At 63.5% G+C, this 20,512-nt stretch carries 18 protein-coding genes; 13 read left to right on the top strand and 5 right to left on the bottom strand.

Annotated elements, in window-relative coordinates; all coding sequences use genetic code 11:
• From P0D68_RS08400 to P0D68_RS08385, 4 genes are all read left to right on the top strand, one after another.
• Positions 1–642: a hypothetical protein gene (locus P0D68_RS08400; RefSeq protein WP_408292932.1), complete on the top strand. Its 642-nt coding sequence runs from the start codon at positions 1–3 to the stop codon at positions 640–642.
• A gap of 142 nt (positions 643–784) precedes the next feature.
• Positions 785–1,969 (top strand): cystathionine beta-lyase, encoded by a 1,185-nt coding sequence (locus P0D68_RS08395; protein ID WP_408292929.1) that lies wholly within the window; start codon positions 785–787, stop codon positions 1,967–1,969.
• Between the two features lie 193 nt (positions 1,970–2,162).
• Positions 2,163–2,438 (top strand): hypothetical protein, encoded by a 276-nt coding sequence (locus tag P0D68_RS08390; protein ID WP_408292926.1) that lies wholly within the window; start codon positions 2,163–2,165, stop codon positions 2,436–2,438.
• Positions 2,439–2,487: 49 nt separating this feature from the next.
• On the top strand, positions 2,488–2,619 hold the full coding sequence (locus P0D68_RS08385) for a hypothetical protein (RefSeq protein WP_286161944.1): 132 nt from the start codon (positions 2,488–2,490) through the stop codon (positions 2,617–2,619).
• Between the two features lie 107 nt (positions 2,620–2,726).
• Here P0D68_RS08385 and serB read toward each other — a convergent pair whose 3' ends face one another.
• A complete protein-coding gene (gene serB, locus P0D68_RS08380; RefSeq protein ID WP_408292923.1) occupies positions 2,727–3,566 on the bottom strand; it encodes a phosphoserine phosphatase SerB in 840 nt (279 codons plus the stop codon).
• A 294-nt stretch (positions 3,567–3,860) separates the two neighbouring features.
• On the opposite strand from serB, the gene P0D68_RS08375 reads away from it, so the two are divergent.
• The 4 genes from P0D68_RS08375 (at position 3,861) to P0D68_RS08360 (ending at position 9,965) form a co-directional block, all read left to right on the top strand.
• Positions 3,861–5,099: a cytochrome P450 gene (locus P0D68_RS08375; RefSeq protein ID WP_408292920.1), complete on the top strand. Its 1,239-nt coding sequence runs from the start codon at positions 3,861–3,863 to the stop codon at positions 5,097–5,099.
• Between the two features lie 231 nt (positions 5,100–5,330).
• Positions 5,331–6,341, top strand: coding sequence for a non-homologous end joining protein Ku (gene ku, locus P0D68_RS08370; protein ID WP_408292917.1), 1,011 nt, complete (start codon positions 5,331–5,333; stop codon positions 6,339–6,341).
• A 47-nt stretch (positions 6,342–6,388) separates the two neighbouring features.
• Complete coding sequence (ligD, locus tag P0D68_RS08365) at positions 6,389–9,619, top strand: non-homologous end-joining DNA ligase (protein WP_408293630.1); 3,231 nt, start codon at positions 6,389–6,391, stop codon at positions 9,617–9,619.
• Positions 9,620–9,662: 43 nt separating this feature from the next.
• On the top strand, positions 9,663–9,965 hold the full coding sequence (locus P0D68_RS08360; RefSeq protein ID WP_408292914.1) for a hypothetical protein: 303 nt from the start codon (positions 9,663–9,665) through the stop codon (positions 9,963–9,965).
• A 230-nt stretch (positions 9,966–10,195) separates the two neighbouring features.
• Here P0D68_RS08360 and P0D68_RS08355 read toward each other — a convergent pair whose 3' ends face one another.
• Entirely contained in the window at positions 10,196–11,149 is a 954-nt protein-coding gene (locus P0D68_RS08355) for a LysR family transcriptional regulator (RefSeq protein WP_408292911.1), read from the bottom strand.
• Between the two features lie 165 nt (positions 11,150–11,314).
• On the opposite strand from P0D68_RS08355, the gene P0D68_RS08350 reads away from it, so the two are divergent.
• Positions 11,315–12,337 (top strand): zinc-binding alcohol dehydrogenase family protein, encoded by a 1,023-nt coding sequence (locus tag P0D68_RS08350; protein ID WP_408292908.1) that lies wholly within the window; start codon positions 11,315–11,317, stop codon positions 12,335–12,337.
• Positions 12,338–12,720: 383 nt separating this feature from the next.
• Positions 12,721–13,278, top strand: a complete 558-nt coding sequence (locus P0D68_RS08345) for a DUF6013 family protein (protein WP_091794443.1) — start codon at positions 12,721–12,723, stop codon at positions 13,276–13,278.
• 31 nt (positions 13,279–13,309) lie between these two features.
• Here the strand turns inward: P0D68_RS08345 and P0D68_RS08340 are convergent, their stop codons facing one another.
• Both P0D68_RS08340 and P0D68_RS08335 read right to left on the bottom strand, forming a co-directional pair.
• On the bottom strand, positions 13,310–14,116 hold the full coding sequence (locus tag P0D68_RS08340; RefSeq protein WP_408292905.1) for an ABC transporter permease: 807 nt from the start codon (positions 14,114–14,116) through the stop codon (positions 13,310–13,312).
• Positions 14,113–14,841 (bottom strand): ABC transporter ATP-binding protein, encoded by a 729-nt coding sequence (locus tag P0D68_RS08335; RefSeq protein WP_408292903.1) that lies wholly within the window; start codon positions 14,839–14,841, stop codon positions 14,113–14,115. Before P0D68_RS08335 ends, P0D68_RS08340 begins: the two co-directional genes overlap by 4 nt.
• A 201-nt stretch (positions 14,842–15,042) precedes the next feature.
• Between P0D68_RS08335 and P0D68_RS08330 the strand changes: the two genes are divergently transcribed.
• The gene (locus P0D68_RS08330; protein WP_408292900.1) at positions 15,043–17,562 is read left to right on the top strand and encodes an AsmA family protein; all 2,520 of its coding nucleotides are present in this window, start codon (positions 15,043–15,045) and stop codon (positions 17,560–17,562) included.
• Positions 17,562–17,687, top strand: coding sequence for a hypothetical protein (locus P0D68_RS08325; protein ID WP_408184646.1), 126 nt, complete (start codon positions 17,562–17,564; stop codon positions 17,685–17,687). The genes P0D68_RS08330 and P0D68_RS08325 overlap by 1 nt, the downstream gene beginning before the upstream one ends.
• Positions 17,688–17,975: 288 nt before the next feature.
• On the opposite strand, the gene P0D68_RS08320 is transcribed toward P0D68_RS08325, so the two are convergent.
• Complete coding sequence (locus tag P0D68_RS08320; RefSeq protein WP_091794435.1) at positions 17,976–18,470, bottom strand: hypothetical protein; 495 nt, start codon at positions 18,468–18,470, stop codon at positions 17,976–17,978.
• A gap of 401 nt (positions 18,471–18,871) precedes the next feature.
• Here P0D68_RS08320 and P0D68_RS08315 point away from each other — a divergent pair, with 401 nt between their 5' ends.
• Positions 18,872–20,482 carry a sensor histidine kinase gene (locus tag P0D68_RS08315; RefSeq protein WP_408292896.1) on the top strand — a complete coding sequence of 537 codons (1,611 nt, stop codon included), beginning with the start codon at positions 18,872–18,874 and terminating at the stop codon, positions 20,480–20,482.
• Positions 20,483–20,512 lie beyond the last annotated feature (30 nt).

The raw sequence follows: 20,512 nt of genomic DNA, 5'->3' as shown, positions 1-20,512 counted from the left end.
ATGCGGGAACTGAAAGCGATGAAGGGTGCGATGCGTCGGCGCGGTTGGGCAATAGCGACCGTTGCCGCGTTGCTGTGTGCGGGCGCGACGGTGGTGATGCCCGCCCAGGCATGGGCGGAAAGCGACGCGGTGAAGGAGTTGGCGGCACCCGCGCCGATCCAGTTGCCGCTCAAGCCCAGTGCTGAATTCGCGAAGTTCCCGCGCTACGCCGGCATGCTGGGCTCGCGCCAGATCGTGCTGAAGCTCGGCCCGAAATCCGACGATCCTGCCGGCGTGCACGGCGAGTATCAGTACACGGACACCGGCGAAGTGATCCTGATCGCCGGCGACCGCGACGGCGACACGCTCGAAGTCGAGGAATCGAACGACGGCACCCATATCACCGGCAACTGGGTCGGCAAGTTCGCGGCAGACGGCTCGGTGGCGGGCGACCGCATGAACGTCGACGATTCCGACCCGCAGCCATTCGATCTCAAGCCGTTGGCGGCAGGGCAGGCGGTGCCGCCGCCCGGCGCGCCGGCGAGCGCGGCGAACAAGGCTGCGACCCAGCCTGCCGCAGGCGCATCCACGGCTCCGGCTCCGGCAACTGCCGTTGGCGGCCACGCCGTCGGCGGCGTCAGCAACTTGCAAACCGGCGAGTGAACCCGGCCACGCGGGCTTCCTCGGCCCGCCGACTCGCGCTGTCCGATAAGCGAAATCCAACCGGCTCGGCTAATCTTGCGTGTGCGGCGCGCCCCGAATTCGCGTGCCCTCCGTTTCCGTCAGATTCTCTCCGAAACACACCATGACCCAATCCAAACTCCAACGCGATCTGCAAACCCGTATCGTGCGTGCCGAAGACCAGCTTACGCCGGGCTTCGAATCATTCTCGATGCCGGTCACGCGGGCTTCGACGGTCGTGTTTCCCGATCTCGCGACCATGCGTGCGCTCGACTGGAAAAACGACGCGCAATGGCGCTACGGCCTGCATGCCACGCCGACTTCGCTTGCGCTGGCGCAGCGCCTCGCGACCATCGAGGGCGGCAATCACGCGTTGTTGCAGCCGTCGGGCTTGTCGTCGATTTCGAATGTGTATTTCGGCCTCGTCAAGTCAGGCGACGACGTGCTGATTCCCGATAACGTCTATTCGCCGAACCGCGATCACGGCGATTGGCTGGCGCGCGATTTTGGCGTCACGGTGCGCTATTACGATCCGATGATCGGCGCGGGCATTGCCGATCTGATCCGGCCGACTACGCGCCTCATCTGGCTCGAAGCGCCCGGCTCGGTGACGATGGAAGTCGCCGACGTGCCCGCTATCACCGCCGTGGCACGCGCACGAAACGTCGTCACCGCCATCGACAATACGTGGTCCGCGGGGCTCGGTTTCCGGCCGTTCGATCATGGCGTCGATATTTCGGTGCAGGCGTTGACCAAATACCAGTCGGGCGGTGGCGATGTGCTGATGGGCGCCACCATTACCGTCGATCGCGAACTGCACCTGAAGCTGAAGGCGGCGCGTATGCGCATGGGCATCGGGGTCTCGTCGGACGACTGTTCGCTGATTCTGCGCAGTCTGCCGACCATGCAGTTGCGCTTCGAGCAGCATGACCGCGCGGCGCTCGGATTGGCCAAATGGTTGAAGACGCGGCCGGAAATTGCCGCCGTGTTGCACCCGGCGCTGCCGGACTGTCCGGGGCACGAATTTTTCAAGCGCGACTTCACGGGCGCGGGCGGGCTCTTTTCAGTTGTGTTCGACGGCCGCTACAGCCCGGCTCAAATCGACACGTTCTGCGAATCGCTCGAACTGTTCTCGCTCGGCTGGAGCTGGGGCGGCGCGCACAGCCTTGCAATGCCGTATGACGTCGCGTCGATGCGCACCGCGGGGCAATGGCCGCATCGCGGCACCTTGGTGCGGTTTTATATCGGTCTCGAAACCGAAGCGGATCTGCGTGCGGATATCGAGCAGTCGCTGGTCGCGCTGGGTTGAACGTTTCAGGCGACGTTTTTTCTCAGGATCAGTGAGCCCGTCGGGACATGTTTCCGGCGGGCTTTTTTGTTGTCACTTTTTGTTGTCACGATAGCCAGTAAGCCTAACCATTCGGCTGAATGTTCAGCATGATATCCCGACGCTACGATGGCGTGCATTCCAACTCAAGGTTGCCGCACCATGGTGAGCTTCGATGAATCTTTTCTTCTGGATGTTGCTGAATCTCGGCGTGCTGATCATCGGCCCGATCTTTACGCTAACCCTTGTCGCGCCCGCGCACGGTTGGCGCGTGGCAAAGGCGCTGATTGCCGGCTCGGTGAAAGACGGTCAACTGTTCTGGTGTGCGATGCCGCGGCGAAACAGCTTATTTACTGATGGAAGCTTTTCGCCCACCGAGATCGTCCTCTCCGTTTTCTTCACGGTGATTGCCGCAGCTTTATTAGCATCCCTACATGTGCAGCTGATCTAGATTTTTTAGATAGTGCAGCATTGATACTGATCCTCTCAAGGAGGCAATCATGAAGAAATTCTCGTTGTGGCTGGTGTCCGAGAAAATTTACCCGCGCTTTTTGATGTGGATCACGATCATCGCAAGCCTCGATGCGATTAGCCTTATGTTGACGCTCTCAACGGGCATTGTGAAAAAATAGAGCCATGCTGGCGCCGGCCGCCATTGCATCGGCCAGCGCATCAAACAGCCTTCGAACAGCCTTCAAACAGCCTTCGAAAAGGTATCAGAACAGCCTTCGAAAAGGTATCAGAACAGCCGCAGCAACCCGTCCAACCCCACATGGTTGAACGCTACGCTTGCCGCTTCGCGCACCACCGGCTTCGCACGGAACGCAACGGAGAGACCGGCGTCAGCCATCATCTTCAGATCGTTCGAGCCATCGCCCATGGCAATCGAGCGGCCTGGTTCAACGCCCAATTGCGCGCATGTTTCGCGAAGCGTGCGGGCTTTGACATCGGCGTTGACGATCTCGCCGATCACCTTGCCGGTCAGTTTGCCGTCCACGATTTCAAGCGTGTTCGCGCGCGTGAAATCGAGACCGAGACGCGCCCTCAGTTTTTCGGTGAAGAACGTGAATCCGCCCGACACCAGCAGCGTTTTCAAACCAGCCGCCTTCGCGCCCGCCAGCATCTGCTCTGCGCCCGGCGAAAGTTTCAGCCGCTCTTCGTACACCCGTTCGAGCGCGCTTGCGTCGAGCCCTTTGAGCAGCGCCACGCGGCGCGTCAGGCTTTCGTTGAAGTCCTTGATTTCGCCGCGCATTGCGGCCTCGGTGATCGCGGACACTTCGCTTTTCAATCCGCAGAAGTCCGCGATTTCGTCAATGCATTCAATGGTGATCAGCGTCGAATCCATGTCCATCGCCACCAGCCCGAAGTCGCGCAGTTGGCGGCCGGCTTCGACAAACGCGTAGTCCAGTTGATGGGTGCCGCAATAGACGTCGAGGTCGCCACGTTGAGCGACGCTTGCGTCGGCAATGCGAATCGCGTTGGCGTCGATGACGCTGGCGTGCGAACCGCGCGCGAGCGCGACGAGCGTTTTTTGATGGTCGGCGGAAAGGGGCGCAGGGCTTTGAATGACGAGGTTCATGGACGACGACGCAATGACGCAGGAAAGGACGGGCGCGCGGGGCGCGCGGAAAATCCCGTTATTGTAACGGTTCGCCGGTCGGCATCGCCTCTCGCGCTCCGCTGGAACTGCCGGAGGCGCCACCGTGCATTGCGCCGTGCAATCCTCCGGCGCGCGGTTCATACTGGCGCATCGAACGACGCCTCGCAGCCATTACACGCACCGGCCGTCCCATTCGCGCCTTCGCGAGGCGCAATGGCCGGCCCGCGAATGCACCGGCACCCTTAACGAGGCGCACTACCACGGAGACAACGCATGCCCCAGGCGACCGCCGGCGACGCATCCACTCTTGCGCGCGACTTCGATCTGCGCCACCTGAATCCCGCTTTCTATGCCGATCCCTATCCGGTTTATCACGCATTGCGAACCCACGAACCGGTCAAGCGCATGCCGGACGGCTCGCTGTTTCTAACGCGGTTTCGCGACGTGCAGGCGGTTTACCGGGATCCTAAGACTTTCAGCTCCGACAAGACCGTCGAATTCAAGCCGAAATACGGCGATTCGCCGCTCTACACGCATCACACCACGAGTCTTGTCTTCAACGATCCGCCACGCCATACTCGCGTGCGCAAGCTGATCGCCGGTGCGCTGACTGCGCGCGCCATCGCGGCCATGGAGCCGGGGCTGGTGCGCCTCGTCGACGGCTTGCTCGATGCCGCCGCCAAACGCGGCCGGATCGATCTGATCGCCGAGTTCGCGTCGGCGATTCCGGTCGAGATCATCGGCAATCTGCTGGACGTGCCGCACGCGGAGCGCGAGCCGTTGCGTGACTGGTCGCTCGCGATACTCGGCGCGCTCGAGCCGTCGCTCACCGAGGCGCAACTCGAGCGGGGCAATCGCGCGGTGAGCGAATTCGTCGACTATCTGCGCGATCTGGTCGCGCGACGCCGCCGCGAGCCGGGCGATCCGCAACATGACGTACTGACGCGCCTGATCCAGGGCGAAGAGGGCGGCGAGCAGCTGTCCGAAGCGGAGTTGCTGCAAAACTGCATTTTCATTCTGAACGCGGGACATGAGACGACCACGAATCTGATCGGCAACGGACTCGTCACGCTGACGCAATGGCCGCAAGAGCGTGCGGCGTTGCTGCGCGAGCCGTCGCTGATCGGAACGGCGGTGGAGGAATGTCTGCGCTTCGAGAGTTCGAATCAGCTGGGCAACCGCATGGCGACCGTCGACACCGAGATCGGCGGCATCGCGGTGGCGCGCGGCACGCCGGTTACGCTGTGCATCGGCGCGGCCAATCGCGATCCGGAACAGTTCGAGGATCCGGATCGCTTCGACATCCGCCGTGATCCGAACCGGCACCTGGCGTTCGGCTTCGGCATTCATCAGTGCGCCGGGTTGTCGCTCGCGCGGCTCGAGGCGCGCATTGCGATTGGCCGGTTCGTGCAGCGTTTTCCGGCGTATCGACTGAGCGGCGAGCCGACGCGCGGCGGCCGAGTGCGATTTCGAGGCTTTGCCGCGGTGCCGATCGAGCTTGAGGCGGTTTGAGCTGGCTTGAATCGCGTTGAGCTGGCTTGAATCGCGTTGAGCTGGCAGAAGCCTTGGCCCGGCAAAAGCCTTAAACCGCAAAGCCCGGAACGGCGTAGCTTTTGCCGGATTGACGCAAGACTTACAGCCTGAGTGTGAGAGCGCCCAGCCGTCGGCGCCTGCTGGCTTTGGCCGGAATGCCGTGGCACGCTTGCTGCTTCGCTTCAGGTCCTAGGCCCACGGGAGCGCACGATGGCACACATGATCTGGAAAGGCGCAATCAGCTTCGGCCTCGTTCACGTGCCGGTGCAGTTGTATCCGGCAACGCAATCGGAGAAGGTCGGCTTCAATCTGCTCGACAAGCGCACCATCGATCCGATCGGCTACAAGCAGATCAACAAGCGCACCGGCAAGGATGTGACGCGCGATAACATCGTGCGCGGCTTCGAGTACGAGAAAGACAAGTACGTCGTGCTGTCGGACGACGAGATTCGCTCAGCGAACCCCGAGTCGACGCAAACGGTCGATATCCTCGCGTTCGTCGATGCTCCGGACATTTCGTTTCTCTATCTAGACACGCCGTATTTCCTCACCCCCGACCGTAAGGGCGAAAAAGTCTATGCGCTGTTGCGCGAAGCCATGAAGGCGTCGGGCAAGATCGGCGTGGCGAGCGTCGTGCTGCATAACAAGCAGCATCTTGCTGCGTTGATACCGGTCGGTCCGGTGCTCGCGCTGAACACATTGCGCTGGGCTGCCGAAGTGCGCGACTTCGACGAATTCAAGCTGCCGCCCGAGGGCATGAAAGCCGCGGGAGTGTCAACGCGCGAACTCGACATGGCGAAGAAGCTGATCGACGATATGAGCGACAAATGGGATCCGTCGCAGTATCACGACACCTTCCGCGACGACATCATGGCGCTCGTCGATCGCAAGATTCGCGCAGGCAAGACCGAGGAAATCACCGAGGTCGAAGCGCCGCACGAGTCGCGTCAGTCCGCCGATATTCTCGATCTGTCGGATCTGCTCAAACGCAGCTTGGGACGTGGCAAGAGCAAGCAGCCGGCGTCGACCAGTCGCAAGCGCGCCGCGGACGATGATGAAGACGACGCCGATAGCGAAGCCGAAACGGCGGCCCCGGCCCGAAAGAAACCGCGCGCCGCGCGCTCCGCGAGTACGGCAACAACGCGCAGCAGCGCAGGCAGCCGTGCGAGCGCCAAGACTGCTTCGACGCCGGCCACGCGCAAGCGTCGCGCGGCGGCTTGATTGTCAGCCTCGCGTCCACGCCGCTTGCGAGCAACGCCACCATCGTCATGAACGACAGACTCGATACCTACACCCGCAAGCGTCGCTTCGACGAAACGCCGGAGCCGTCGGGCATGCGCGTGGCCCGCAAACAAGGCAGCCGGAAGACGACCAGACAGTCATCCGCCGATGCGCTCTCGTACGTGATTCAGGAGCACGACGCACGTCGTTTGCACTACGACTTCCGGCTCGAGCTGAACGGCACGCTCCTGTCGTGGGCGGTGCCGAAAGGGCCGAGCCTCGACCCGTCGGTGAAGCGGCTCGCGGTGCATGTCGAAGACCATCCGGTCGAGTACGGGTCGTTTGAAGGAGAAATTCCGCCAGGCAATTACGGCGCGGGCAGCGTGATCGTATGGGATCGCGGCACGTGGGAGCCGGTTGGCGGGACGGCCGAGGCGACGCGCGCGTACGCGGCCGGCAAACTCAAATTCCTGCTGCACGGTGAAAAGCTGCGCGGCGGCTGGACGCTGGTGCGCAGCCATATGCGCGGCAGCGGCGACAAGGAGCAATGGCTTCTGATCAAGGAACGCGATGACGAAGCGCGCGCTGAAAGCGATTACGACATATTGAAGAAGCGCCCAGGCAGCGTGCTCGACGGCAGCGCCGCCTCGGGCACAGGTGCCAGAACGTCGAGAACAGTGCCAGCGAAGCGCACAACAGAAAAGGCGGCAGGCAAACCCGCTGCGGCCGCGAAATCCACCGCGAAACCGGACGCGGCATCCACCGCGAAACGAGGCGGCAAGAATGGCGCGAAGTCCGCTTCATCGGAACTTGCCGACCCCAAGCGACCCGACATCGTAGCGACGCGCAGCGCGCGATCGCTGCGCGAACTCGCCGCCTCGCCGTCGATCGAGGGTGCGGTGCCGGCCCGCCTGCCGGCGAGCTTCAAACCCCAACTCGCAACGCTCGTCGACGCGGCGCCCGCCGGCGATGATTGGTCGTATGAGATCAAGTTCGACGGCTATCGTGTGCTGGTCAGAATCGACAGGAAGACCAAGGGAAATTCGGTCAAGGTGTTCACTCGCGCGGGCAACGACTGGACCGCGAAGTTCGGCAAACAGGTCGAGGCGTTCGAACAACTCGACATCGACAGCGCGTGGCTCGATGGCGAAGCCGTCGTGCTGGACCCCAACGGCGTGCCGAATTTTCAGGCGCTGCAGAATGCCTTCGATTCGAATCGTCCACAAGACATAGTCATCTATCTATTCGACATACCGTTTCTGAACGGTTACGACTTGCGCGGCGTGCCGCTCGAACAGCGTCGTGCAATTTTGCGCGCCTTGCTGGAGGAGGTCGACGACAGCGTGCTGCGCTTCTCGAATGATTTCGACTTCAGCGCCGACGACCTGCTCAGGAGCGCGTGCGACATGGCGTTGGAAGGCATCATCGGCAAGCGGCGCGATAGTGGCTACATGTCGGGGCGTTCATCGGCGTGGATCAAACTGAAGTGCCGCCGACGTCAGGAGTTCGTGATCGGCGGCTATTCGGAACCGTCCGGCAGCCGCGCGGCGTTCGGTGCGCTGCTGCTCGGCATCTACGACGGCAACGGCAAATTGCAGTACGCGGGGCGCGTAGGCACCGGTTTCGACGCGGCGCTGCTGCGCTCGGTGAAGAAAGAGTTGGATGCGCACGAGACCCAGCGCATGCCGTTTGCCGCAGCGCCGCGCGAGCGCAGCCGTACACCGGTGCACTGGGTGGAACCGGTGCTGGTCGCCGAATGCAATTTCGCGGAGTGGACGAGCGATGGCATCGTGCGTCAGGCTTCGTTCGTGAGTCTGCGCAACGACAAGCCGGCGCGTCAGATCGTCAAGGAATCACCTCGCAGGGGAGCCGACGTGGAACAGCAAACCGAATCTGGTTCTGACGGCGTGCCGAAGAAGCGCGCGGCGCGCAAGACTGCCGCGGGCACTTCGGTGGCGTCCGAAGCGAGTGGTGCGAACGAGGGGAGAACGACGGCCACCAAGGCCGTAGGTGCTAAGGCAGTGGGTATGAATGCCACGAGTACGAAAGGCAAGGGTACGAAAGCCGCGGGTACGAAAGCCAAGGGTACGAAAGCCAAGGGTACGAAAACCGCGAGCACGAAAGCCGCGAGCACGAAAGCCGCGAGCACCAAAGCCGCGAGCACCAAAGCCGCGAGCACCAAAGCCACAGGCACCGAAGCCACGGGCACCAAAGCCACGAGCAGCAAAGCCACGAGCAGCAAAGCCACGAGCAGCAAAGCCACGAGCACCAAAGCCCCGAGCACCAAAGCCCCGAGCACCAAAGCCCCGAGCACCAAAGCCGCCGCCGCCAAAGACACGGCCACCAGGACAAACGCAGCAGCAAAACCAAACACCCCTTCGATCCCCTCCGAAGTCGGCGGCGTCCGCATCTCGCATCCCGAGCGTGTTATCGACAAAAGCACCGGCACGCGCAAGATCGATCTCGTGCAGTACTACGAATCTGTGGCCAACTGGATGCTGCCGCATTTGCAGGACCGTCCGGTGTCGCTGGTGCGCGCGCCCGAGGACATCGGCGGTGAACTGTTCTTCCAGAAGCACAGCCAGAAGCTGTCGATTCCGAATGTCACCCAGCACCCGGGCCTCGATCCGGGGCATCCACCGCTGATTACCGTCGACACGCTCAAGGCGCTGATCGGCGCCGCGCAGATGGGCACCGTCGAATTTCACACCTGGAATGCCGTCGCCTCGAATATCGAAAAACCGGACCGCATGGTGTTCGACCTCGACCCCGACGCCTCGCTGGGTTGGGAGCGCATGATCGAAGCCGCGCAATTGACGCGTTCGCTGCTCGAAGAACTCGGCCTCACGTCTTTCTGCAAGACAAGCGGCGGTAAAGGCTTGCACGTGGTCGTGCCGCTCGCGAAGCAGGCCGGTTGGGACGAAGTGAAGGATTTTTCGCAAGCCGTCGCGCAGCACATGGCGGCGACGCTGCCCAAGTACTTCAGCGCGAAGATGGGCGCGCAGAATCGCAAGCAGAAGATCTTCGTCGACTACCTGCGCAACAACCGCGGCTCGAGTACGGTCGCCGCATTTTCGGCGCGTGCGCGTCCGGGGCTGGGCGTATCGGTGCCGCTGACGTGGGACGAAGTCGCCACTTCCACAGGCGGCGATCAGTGGACCATCGAGAATCTGCACGAGCGTCTGGCCTATCTGAAAAGCGACCCGTGGGCGGACTACTCGAAAACACGCCAGCGCATTACCGCAGCCATGAAGAAGCGACTGGACGGCGCGCAGTAAGGGCGCTTCAGCAAACCTCATTCAACGCAAAAAGGAGCACATCATGAAGACCTCACCGCAATCCTCGGACGGCGACAAGCAGGCCGATCCGCATGCTAGAAAGCAACCTCGCTCGATGCAGGAGGCTGCCGCGCCGCTGCCGCATGAAACCGACCAGCATCCGGAATCCCAGCACGAGGACGGCCCGCGCCGTGTCGGTAAGCAGGCGCATCGCGACCTCGAACGCGGGCTGAAAGATACGGACCGGCGCGGCGGCGACGAGTATCAGGAAAAGACGCAGAACGACGCGCACGCCGACGTCAATTCCGATGGCAAAGAAGCCGGGGGCGGGCGCGGCAAGCATTGACGGGACAGCGGCGCAACGGAACTACGGCGCAACGGGACCACGGCACAACGGGACCACGGCACAACGGGACCACGGCACAACGGGACCACGGCACAACGGGACAACGGCAAAACGGCAAAACGGCAAAACGCCGCCGTGCCACATGCCACCGCGCCACCGCGCCACCCGCCACATCCACGGCCGTTCGCTCAGTTGAGCCGCGCCATTACCTTCCCGCAAAGCCCCTCCGCTCAACCCGGTTCCCTATCCCAATAAGGCGGATCGCCGAAATGGGCGGCGAGGAATTCGATAAAGGCGAGCGTCTTCGGCGGCACGAAGGAACGGCTCGGATACACCGCCCAGATGGCCACGCGCTCGGCCAGCGGATAGCTATCCAGCACGCTGACCAGTTCGCCGCTGCGCAGAAACGGCGCCACGTCCCAGGTCGATTTGAGCGCGATGCCGAAACCGGCCAGCAGCGCGTCGCGGATCACTTCGCCGTTGTCCGTGACAAGCCGTCCGCTCACGCGAACCTCGAGCGCGCCGGCGGGTGTTTCGAAGGCCCAGTCGCGCTGGTCCGACAGAATCATGCACTCGTGTTCCGCAAGCTCCGAAGGATGGTGCGGCGTACCACGCGCGGCAAGGTAAGCGGGCGCCGCGCACAGCACCCGGCGATTCACTGCCAGGCGCCGCGCCACCAGTGACGAATCCTTCAGCACGCCGACGCGGATCGCCACGTCGATCCCCGCATCGACGAGATCGATTACCTGATCCGTCAATCGCAGATCGACGCTCACGCCGGGAAAGCGGCGCAGAAATTCGCTGATCACGGGCGAAACGTGTTGCCGCCCGAACGACGACGGCATCGAAACGCGCAAGCGGCCTTGCGGCTCGGCCTGCGCGCGGCCAACCGAGGCGCGCGCGGCGCCGGCCGCGTCGAGCAGGGCTTCGGCGCGCGACATGAAGACTTCACCATCCTGCGTGAGGCTGATGCGGCGGGTGGTCCGGTGCAGCAGGCGCGCGCCGAGCAGTTTTTCCAGCTGCGCGATGCGTGAGCTGGCCACCGCGGCCGACAAACCGAATTCGCGCCCAGCCGCCGATACGTTGGCCAGCAGAGCCGCACGCACGAACAGGGCGACATCGAGCAGATCGAGCCGCTCCCGATCGCCTGAAGCGCCACGCATGGGATGAGCAGTCAGATTCATTCTTCTGAATTTCCAAAAGATGTTTAAGTCATTATCGCGGTTTTAAAGAAGTAAGAACCGGCTTAGGATCACGCCATTGGGATCGAAGTCCTTGATCAGCGGCGCGACAGGCTCTGCGCAAGGATCGCGATCCTCCCATTTCGTCTGAAACGAACAGGAGCATGTATGAAAGCTGTCGGTCTCTATCGCTACTTGCCCATTGATCAAGCCGAAGCCTTGGTCGATGTGGGTATCCCCAAGCCCGAGGCCACCGGTCGTGATCTGCTGGTCAAGGTCGAGGCCATTTCCGTCAATCCGGTCGACACCAAGGTGCGCGCCCCGAAGGACACCGTCGAGAAAGCCCCGCGCGTACTCGGCTGGGATGCCGCCGGCACGGTCGTCGCGGTCGGTCCGGACGTGACGCTGTTCAAAGTGGGTGATCCTGTGTTCTATGCGGGCAGCATTACGCGGCCGGGCGCCAACAGCGAATTCCACCTAGTCGACGAGCGCATCGTCGGGCGCAAGCCCGCGTCGCTCGATTTCACGCACGCGGCCGCGTTGCCGTTGACCGCGATCACCGCCTGGGAAGCCCTGTTCGACCGCCTCGGCGTGTCGCCGCAAGGCGCGGATGAGGGGCAGACCGTGTTGATTATCGGCGGAGCGGGCGGGGTCGGTTCGATCGGTATTCAACTGGCGAAGCAACTTGCGAAGCTCACGGTGATCGCGACCGCATCGCGGCCCGAATCGGCGAAATGGGCGACGGAACTGGGCGCGGATCACATCGTCGATCACTTCGGCGATATGCCCGCGCAATTGAAAAAGCTGGGGATCGACGAGGTCGATTACGTGCTCATGTTCAACGACACCGACAAGAACTTCCCCGCGGCGGCCGAAGTCATCAAGCCGCAAGGCGGCATCTGCACGATTGTGGAAAACAGCAAACCGGTGCCGGTCGAACTGCTGAAGGCGAAGAGCGCCGCGTTCCACTGGGAATTCATGTTCACCCGTTCGATGTTCGGCACGCCCGACATGATCGAGCAGCACAAACTGCTGACTGAAGTGGCGCGTCTCGTCGACGCGGGCACGTTGCGCACAACGGTCGGTCAGGACCTCGGCGCCATCAACGCGGCGAATCTGCGCCGCGCGCATCAACTGCTCGAAGAAGGGCGGGCCATCGGCAAGCTGGTGCTGACGGGCTTTGCAGACTAAGCCGCACTGCGCCTGAACCAGCAAGCCTCGCTCATACGGCCGGCGTCGCAGCCATGCGCGCCGGCCGTTTTCATTTGAGGTAGGTCAAGCGGCGCGTTCTCGCGGCGTGCGTGACGATTTGTAGCAGAACGGCGCGGCGTGCGCTCGCGCGTGCCTGTGCGGCCACGCGCGCAGAAAACGCGTTGCCGCAAGCGGGTTAACACCCGATTCGCGGGCAGCGCGCGCGGCTTCGCTTGGCGTTAGACTGACGGGGCATCATGCTAAAACAGCTGCGTGTCTCGCAGCCCCGGCTGGCCAGGCATCGACCGGCTTCATCCAGTCACGCGGTGCGTGGGCAGTCGTGCTGAAGCGAGCGCGCAGCGGCACAACAACGAGGTGACAGTATGAGCTTCAGACTCTCCGCCGTTTCAGTTGTCGCTTCTCTCGCTTGCGTGCTCGCGCCCGGCATGCTGGTGCCGGCGGCCCACGCGGCCACGCCGATCACGGTCACGTCCCAGTCCGCCCTCGACGGCCCGATCCGCTACACGGTTCGCGTCACGTCAAAGCAGTTCGGCAATTCGCAGGAAACCCGCACGATCCGCTCCGGCGAATCGGATGACTTCACGTGGAAGACTGTGCCGCCTGGCGGCCCGGTTCCCGCCACGGATGCATGCCCGAACTACGCGTCGCTGCCGCTCGATACCAACGGCGCGATGATTCGCCAGACCCAGATCCGTTTTGCGCCGGTCGTCGCCGCTGACGGCACCGCAACCGTGCAATTGAGCTTCCAGGCACAGACACCGCACGGCGTGAAATCAGTGACGAGCGGCGGCAAAACGCTCAAGTGTCCGAACGACGTCAGCGTCAGTCAGATCGTGCGATTCACGATGCCTGTCAACGGCAGCACGAAAACGCTCACGCTCAGCGACGGCACGGAAATCGCGATCAGCGCGAAGCGTTGAGTGGGGCGCGCGCAAAAGCAGGCGGGCGCGCTTAACGCCGCGCCGCGGTCCGCTCCACGAGCCGCGCGGACAGAAACCGGTGCTCCGCCGAAAAGAGCCGGCGGTACGTGAGCAGTACCGCGCCCACCGTTCCGAGGGCCGACGACGCGGCGATCAGAAACATGATCACGATCTGATAACGCACGGCCTGTAGCGGCGACTGGCCGGCCAGCACCTGGCCGGTCATCATGCCGGGCAGGCTCACCACGCCGACCACGGCCATCTGATTGAGCGTCGACATCATGCCCGCGCGCACCGCTTGCCGCGCCGGCGCCTGCGCGGCTTCCCAACGCGTCGCGCCGAGCGCGAGCGCCATGTCGACGCGGTCGCGCCGCGCGGTCAACTCCTCGGTCATCCGTTCGATACCGAGCGACACGCCGGTCAGCGTATTGCCGAGGATCATGCCGAGAATCGGAATCGCATACTGCGGCTCGTACCACGGGTGAATGCGGATCACGACGAACAGCCCGACCGCGGCCACCAGCCACGAACTGATCCAGATCGACAGCACACTGTCTGCGCGTTGTCCGCGATAGGTGCGGCTGCCGCGCTGCGCGCCCGCGAAGCCGGCGATCAGCGTCATCAGCATCATGAGCGGCAGCACCACGTACCAACGGTCGTAACGGAACACCCAGCCGAGCACGTAGCCGATCGCCAGCAACTGTACGACGGTGCGCACGGCGGCCCATGCCAGCTTGCGTTCGAGATCGAGCTTCAACGCGACCGAGACGACTCCGTTCACGACGATCAGCAACGCTGCAATCGCGACATCCCAGAGACTCAGGTTTTGCAATGTCATTGGCCGAACTCCGGATGATCGTGACGCTCGGTCGGCTCTTCCTGCCGCGCCGTTTCGCCGAGGACGCCCGCGCGCATGACCAGGTGCCGCTCGCTCATGCGGATGGCTTGCGCCGGATCGTGGGATACCCAGATCGACGCATGACGTAGAGGATCGGCGTCGAACCAGGCATGCACCAGACCTTCGATCGCGCGCGACGACTCCGGGTCGAGCGAGGCGGTGGGTTCGTCGAGCAGCAGGACCTCGGGCGCCAGTTGCAACACGCGAATCAGCGCGGTGATCTGCGCCTCGCCGCCGGACAGTTCGCTGGCGCTCTTGTCGAGAAAGTCGTTGCCACGGCCGGCCTGAGCGGCGAGGCTCGCGGCGCGCGCGCGATCGAAACGCACGTCGCGATAGGCGCGCAGTTCGAACGGATAGCGCAGGTTGTCTTCCACGCTGCCGTCGAGCAGCGCGGGCCGCTGCCGGATATACGCGACGTTGCGCCGGTAGCGCGGTATGGCGGCGCGTTCCACCGCCGCGCCATGCCACATGATGCGTCCCGCATCGAGCGGATCGAGCAGGGCGAGGGCGCGCAGGAACACACTCTTGCCCGAACCGGACGGCCCGGTGACCGCGACGCGGTCGCCCGCATGCAACGCGAAGGTGGTTGGTTGCAGCAGCGTCTGGCCGCGCACGGCATCGCGCCGCGCGATGCCGTCAGCGAAAACCAAAGGGACGTCGGTCATAAGTGGGACCGTAATAGGCAATGCATGAGGTCGAAGCTCGCGGTGATGGGGTAATGACTCGTTAGCAACCGTTCCCGCAGTGAATGCGCGGCCGGCGGTGCAGCATGATAAAACGGCAATGCACTAGCACTTGACGGCCACGCAGCGGGCACGCAACGTGCTGGTCGGTGATCAACCTGGAACCAACAGCGGAGCCTATCAATGGCAGTGTCGAGCACGATCGGAAGACGGATCGGAAAAATCATCGCATGGTTGCTGGCGATCATCGTCATTCTGATTGTGGCGTTGGCCATTTTCATCCTGACTTTCGACTGGAACCGGGCAAGGCCCTATATCAACGACAAAGTCACGCAGGCGATCGGCAGGCCGTTCGCCATTAACGGCGACCTCAAAGTGGGCTGGCGGCATCCGGTGGGCGAGACCGGCTGGCGCGGCTGGGTGCCCTGGCCGCGTTTTTCGGCGGCCAACATTACCGTCGGCAATCCGGACTGGACCAGGCAGCCGCAATTCGCCACGCTCGACGAGATCGACTTCCAGGTCAAGGTATTGCCGCTGCTCGCGCACGATATCGTGATTCCCGCGATCAACCTCGTGAATCCCTCTGTGGACCTGGAGCGCCTGCTCGACGGGCGCAACAACTGGACCTTCAAACTGGCTTCGTCCAGCGGGCCTTCCGAATGGAAACTCGATCTGCACGATATCGCTTTCGCCAAGGGCAACATTGCGTTGTCCGATCAGCAGAAGAAAGTCGACTTGCAGATGGTCGTCGATACGCTCGGTCAGCCGATTCCGATCGGTGAGGCGATGAAGCAGCAGGAAGCGGCGTCGCGCAGCGCGTCGGCGGAAGCGATCGGCAAGTCGGGCGCGAACAAGCTGACCGCGCAGGCGAATGCGCAAGCGGCATCAGAAGCCGCAGCGGCTTCCGCAGCGGCGGCCTCGGGCGCATCGGCCACGGATATCACGGCGTCGGGTACGACGGCGGCCACGGGCGCCTCGGGTGCGATGGTCGCGGGCGGCTCGAAAGGCGCCAGCGCTGCCGTTGGCGCGGGCGCGAGCAACGCGGTCGTGGCGTCGGCACCGGCTACGGGTGTGAGCGGAGCAAGCGGTACAAGCGGTGCAAGCAGTGCCGAGGCTCAGGCAGCAGCGAAACGGGAGATTCCACCGTACGCCATCGGCTGGACCGTCAAAGGGACTTACAACAAGACGCCGGTGTCGGGCAGCGGTAAGGTCGGCGGCGTGCTGGCGTTGCAGGACGCAAACCGGCCGTTCCCGGTGCAGGCCGATGTCAAGGCGGGCGATCTGCATGTCGGTCTCGTCGGTACGATCACCGACCCGGCGCATCTTGCTGCGGTCGATCTGCGCCTCTGGCTGCAAGGCAACAGCATGGCGCGTCTCTATTCGCTGACGGGCGTGACCCTTCCCGACACGCCGCCGTATGCGACCGAAGGACGCTTCGTCGGCCAGTTCAAGTCCAGCGGCAGCGTCTTCAAGTATGAAAATTTTACAGGCCGGGTCGGCGGCAGCGATCTGAACGGCTCGTTGACTTATACCGCGCGTGAACCGCGTCCGCTGTTGCAGGGCGAACTGGTCTCGCATCTGCTGCAATTCTCGGATCTGGCGCCGGTGATCGGCGCGGATTCGAACGCGAGCAAGGCCAAGCGCGGCGACGCAACGGCGCAACCTTCCCACAAGGCGCTGCCGGTCGAAGAATTCCGCACCGACCGCTGGAAGGCGATCGACGCCGACGTGAAGTTCACCGGCCGGCGCATCGTCAAGGACGTCAATCTGCCGATCACGGATCTGTACACGCATATCGTGATGACCGACGGCGTGCTCTCGCTGGAGCCGTTGAAGTTCGGCGTGGCGGGCGGCACGCTCGCTTCGGACGTCCATCTGGACGGCAGTGCGACGCCGCTGAAGGGCCGTTTCGCCACATCGGCGCGGCATCTCAAGCTCAAGCAGTTGTTCCCGAACTTCAAGACGATGCAGAACGCGCTCGGCGAAATCAACGGCGACGCCGCGCTGACGGCGACGGGCAATTCGCCGGCCGCGCTCGCGGCCACCTCGAACGGCGAGGTGAAGGCGCTGGTGACGGACGGCACGGTAAGCCGCCTGCTGATGGAAGCGGCCGGCTTGAACGTGGCGAACGTCGTGTATGAAAAGCTGTTCGGCAATCGCGACGTGAAGATCAACTGCGCGGCCGCCGATTTTGTCGCCACCAATGGCGTGCTCGATTCGCGTGTCTTCGCGCTCGATACGGACGACGCGGTGATCGACATCGACGGCAATGTGAATCTGCGCGACGAGTCGATGGACCTGGGCGTGCATCCGCATACCAAGGGCTTCCGGGTATTCTCGCTGCGCTCGCCGCTCTATGTGAAAGGCACCTTCAAGGATCCGCAAGTTGGCGTGAACGCTGCCGCGCTCGCTTTGCGCGGCGGCGCGGCCGTCGGTCTCGGCTTGATCAATCCGTTCGCGGCGCTGATTCCGTTGCTCGCGCCGAGCAACAATAAGCCGTTGCCATGCAACCAGTTGCTGGCGCAGGTCCGGCAGGCGCCGACGGCGCCGCCGCCGGGCGTGAAGCAGCAGCCGAAGGCCGCTATTTCTCTGGATGGCGCGCCGGTCAACAAGTCTTCGGGTGGCGCATCGTCGCCCGCTGCCGCGGATAAGAAGCCGGCGGTGATGTCGCCGGCTAGCGCGGCTGCATACAAGGGGAGCTGATGCCTTTCGTTCTGCCTGCGGAGTGGTTGAGCTGGAGCCTGGGCGGCGGCCTGTCGTTGATTTTTCTGTGGCTGATCAGCGTGCCGCCAGTGCGCGGCCGCATGGATGACATCGCGACGAAATGAGATCGGCGAGTGCGGCATGCGTGGACGCGATTGGGCCGGCTCGTTGCGCGGGTCGAATGAGAAGCGGCAATGAGGCGACTTAAGCGTCACGTCATGACGTCACGGAATGTCGTAACGCGACCACGTGACGGAACGACGCAGCCGGCACACAGCGGAGAACGACGCAACCGGCACACAGCGGAGAACGACACAACGCGGAACGACACAACGCCAGCACCTGATCTAATCCACGATCAGGCGCTGGCGTTGCGAACTTGATTGTCCACCGTTGAGGTCGGGCGCAGCCGTCTATCGCAGCGATCGCGGAGCCGCATCCCCGGCCGCGTCCTGACGGCGAACCCCACGACGGGCGCCGCCAATGCGGGTCGCGCCGAATTCCGTGAGAATCTTGCCGCGAGCCCGGCTGGCGAACACCAGGAAACCGAAGCCATCCGCCTCATACCAGTAACCGCCGTTCTCGAGCCCGTCGAGCGGTTGCTCCAGTGCATTGGTAATGGATTCGATGCAGCGGCGCCGCAATTCGGCGGGAGCCGGATAGGGCGGTTGTGCGCCACGGACACTGCACAAGAGGACGTCGAGCCCAGGCAGCACGTGCGCATAAAGGACCGGCTCGTCTTGCGCGCGAGCGCGCGCAATTTTGGTGTCGAGCTGACCGAACGGCTTGAAATGCCGTAGTACCGCGAGGAACGACTCATCGCCGTCCACCTTCGCGCGTCTACGCTTTTTCGGGAAGGACATAAAAATTCGCCTGAAAAAGAATTGCAAGAAACGCAGCGTCCTCATGCGACCACTCCCGGCTTCGCGCGCCGCACGTCGATCTTTTATAGCATACGACAAGGCCGGATTCACGGTGATTCGACGACTGCGCCGCCCCACCGCCTCCCGCACGAATCATGCCGAACCGCCTCGCCGCGCGCTTTCGCTTCCCAGCACATCTGTTTCCATCATAGACGCACGAGGCGCGGAAAAAACATCTCATACCAATAAAAAAGTCATTTTTGTGTGGGCGAGCGCATCTTGCCGCTACGTTGAAATATCTCCAATTCACGTCGATAATGGCCCGTCCGGCTGCACTGCGCCATGCTCGCCGATCCCGTCACCGCCAAGGCCGCCAGCGCGGCGCGGCATGGCCGGCTTTGCGAGCGCCGCGGCCGGAGCGACCCTTTGCGACCCTTCGGGCGAACATGAAACTATTCACGAAGGGTCTGCTGCTGATCGCCGTGCCAAGCGCGGTCGAGCTGGCGCTTCTCGGCGTCGTCTTCGATACCCAGGAGCAGACAGCGCAGGCCGCGCAGTGGGTTACCAACAGCAAGCAGATCCTTTATCAGTCGTCGGCCATTGTCGATCCGTTGTTGCGTCAGGCGGCGCGGGTTCGCACCGCCATGGTGATCGGCGACGCATCGCTGATCGACCGTCACACCGTCTGGGTCGATCTCGGCGATCGTCTGTCGAAGCTCGAAGTGCTGGTTGCCGATGCGCCGCAACAGGTCGAGCGCGTGCACAAGATGCAGCGGGCGATCGACGCCTATCGCGCGCAGACTGTCGCGATCTCGCAGGCGCTGCATGCGGGGCACGCGCCGAATTCGTTCGCCGCGCTGGAGACCGGCGCGTTGCCGCAGCAGATCGCGCTATTTCGCGAGGAACTCGCGGCGTTCGGCGACGAAGCGTCGCGGCTCGACGCGGACCGCTCGGCGGCGCTCGCGCGACGGCGGGCGCGTCAGCAATACGCGCTGATCGGCGCCGTGCTGGGCTCGATGCTGATCTGGGCGGCCACCGCAGTGGTGTTTGCGCGCAGCATCGGCCGCCGGCTGGAAGTGTTGACCGGTAACGCGGAGCGTCTGGGCAGTGGGCGCACGCTCGCCGCGCCGTTATCGGGCAGCGATGAAATCGCCGCGCTCGACAGGGTGCTGCATCAGACCGGCACGCGTCTGCGCGAGGCCGAGGCTGAGCAGGCCACGTTGAAAACGCGGCTCGAAGCGCGCGCGAGTGAACTGGCCGGCGTCAATGAGGAGTTGCGTCAGGAGACGCAAGACAATGAAATGTTCATCTACAGCGTGTCGCACGATCTGCGCTCGCCGTTGGTGAATCTGCAAGGTTTCTCGAAGGAGTTGCAGGTCTCCTGTAACGAACTGGATAGCGTCGTCGAGGCGGCCAGGTTGCCGGAAGCCGAGCATAAACGCATGGTGCATATTCTCGATGGCGACGTGCGCGAGTCGTTGCACTATTTGCGCACCGCGGTGACGCAAGCCGCCGCCATCATCGACGCGCTGTTGCGGATCTCGCGCGCCGGCCGGCTCGAATATCAGTGGCAGCGCGTGAGCGTCGGGCGCGTGGTGGGCCGGGTGGTCGACGCGCTGCAAGGCGTGATTGGCCAACGCTCGGCCGTGGTGACCGTGCGCGAGCTGCCGCCCGCATGGGGCGACCCGGGCGCGATCGAGCAGATTTTCAGCAACCTGATCGGCAATGCACTGAATTATCTCGATCCGGCGCGCAACGGACGCATCGAAGTCGGCGCGCTGGAACCCGAGCCGGTCGAGGACACGGAGCCGCGCGCGGTGCGCATGCGCACGTATTATGTGCGCGACAACGGCCTCGGCATTCCGGCTGCGTATATGTCGAAAGTGTTCAGGGCATTTCAGCGCCTGCACGGCGACGTCGCCGAAGGCGACGGCATCGGCCTCGCGGTGGTGCGGCGCATGGTGGAGCGGCATGGCGGGCGGGTGTGGGTCGAATCGGCGGAAGGCGCGGGTTCGACCTTTTTCGTCGTATTGCCGGAACAGCCCGCACGCCTTTGAACATGACATGAGCGCGCAGACGCGGCGGCA

This window comes from Paraburkholderia sp. RL17-380-BIE-A (genome assembly GCF_046028085.1).
Classification (GTDB): domain Bacteria; phylum Pseudomonadota; class Gammaproteobacteria; order Burkholderiales; family Burkholderiaceae; genus Paraburkholderia.
This window is presented reverse-complemented; position numbering and strand designations above follow the sequence as displayed.